Here is a 1,502-nt window from a genome sequence, read left to right on the forward strand (position 1 = left end):
AATTTTTACCTACTAGCAACAACTAGAGCCACTAAAAGCTTACCACAAATATACAATTAATTATGCATTGTTACTTAGTATGGGTATCGTTTATTCCCAGGTCATCAAAGTTTCCTTCTAAGGTGATTAATTGACCTTCATTAATTGTAATATCTTCGCCTGCAGTTACAATGGGTGCGCTGTTATTGACGATGAGGTTAAAGGTTTTGGTGCTGCTGGCTCCATGAACGTCGGTAACGGTAATGGTGGCTGTGTATGTGCCGTTATCGGCAAAAGTATGTTCGATTTGCTGTCCCGTCAGATTAGTTCCGTCGCTGAGATTCCAAGTATAAGTTAGTGTATCATTGCCAGGGTCAGTGGCGATCGCGCTCAGGGTCGTTTTTGTTCCTTCTATAATTGAGTCTTCGATCTCGATGTCATCTATAAAGGGAGGGATATTGGTTACATTTATGGTGACGACGGCAGGCAGTGAGGTTAAACCGTCGTTATCTTGAATGGTATAGGTAAAGCTATCTGTGCCGACAAAACCGTTGTTTGGGGTGTAGGTGAAAGTGCGATCTGAATTTAGAATCAGTGTGCCGTTATTGGGGGAGGTTACGAGTTGAAGGGTGGTGGGGTTTATTGTGCCATCGGGATCGCTGTCGTTGGCGAGGACGTTTAGGGTGATGGGGCTGCTTTGAGGGGTGCTGGCTGTATCGTTGTTGGCTTCGGGGGCGATCTCAGAGGAGTCAGTTAGGATGCGGATGCGATCTATTTCTATTCGGCTATCACGTTTAGAGAAGCCGAGTAAGTCGAAGTACAGGGTGGCTAGGGTTCCTGGGGTAAGATGACTGATGTCTACAGAAATAGTTCGACCTGATGGGGTTGTGTTATTAGTCTTGACAAAGTTACTAAAGTATAATGTGCCGTTGGCTTGCAGGTTGAAGAAGGAGTCGGTCTGGCTCAATCCTGTGCTGGTTCCGACGAGGGGAGTGAGTGTGTTTGCTTCAAGGAGGGCGACTTCAAAGGCATCTGGTGGTGCGAGGTGGCTGTGTCCGAGTTCGGTGGCGGTGAGGGTGAACTGTAGGGTTTTCGCTCCTTCTGGGATGATGAAGGTTTGGCTGAAGTTAGAGAGCAAAGGGGAGTCTTCGGTGAGGATGGCTTTGGAGTTAAGGATCGTTGCGGCACCGCGTTGGTTCCAACCGTAGTTGGGGTCGTTGGGGTTGGTGATGTCGAAGTCGCCGTTCAATAGAGCCGGAGAATTAGAGGAGGCGATCGCGCTATTGTTATTAGTGTTAATAGTTTCAGGAGTTGTGTGATGGATGCTGAAGAATTGCTCAGACGCTACGCTGCTGGAGAGAGATTTTTCTCCAGAGTTTCTTTGCAAGGATGCAACCTCAGTGGAGTTGACCTGCGGGGAATTAATTTCCAAGATTCTGGAATTGGTAAGTAACAATGCATAATTAATTGTATATTTGTGGTAAGCTTTTAGTGGCTCTAGTTGTTGCTAGTAGGTAAAAATT

Annotated in this window: 2 protein-coding genes; one reads left to right on the top strand and one right to left on the bottom strand. The window is 46.5% G+C overall.

Annotated features, from left to right (window positions below):
* Window positions 1–70 precede the first annotated feature (70 nt).
* Window positions 71–1,228: an Ig-like domain-containing protein gene (locus tag C7H19_RS25145; protein ID WP_181280753.1), complete on the bottom strand. Its 1,158-nt coding sequence runs from the start codon at window positions 1,226–1,228 to the stop codon at window positions 71–73.
* Window positions 1,229–1,297: 69 nt separating this feature from the next.
* Here C7H19_RS25145 and C7H19_RS26080 point away from each other — a divergent pair, with 69 nt between their 5' ends.
* Window positions 1,298–1,432: a pentapeptide repeat-containing protein gene (locus C7H19_RS26080; RefSeq protein WP_106459627.1), complete on the top strand. Its 135-nt coding sequence runs from the start codon at window positions 1,298–1,300 to the stop codon at window positions 1,430–1,432.
* The last annotated feature ends 70 nt before the right edge of the window (window positions 1,433–1,502 follow it).

The sequence above is a fragment of the Aphanothece hegewaldii CCALA 016 genome (assembly GCF_003007785.1).
In the GTDB taxonomy this organism is placed as follows: domain Bacteria; phylum Cyanobacteriota; class Cyanobacteriia; order Cyanobacteriales; family Microcystaceae; genus Chroococcus; species Chroococcus hegewaldii.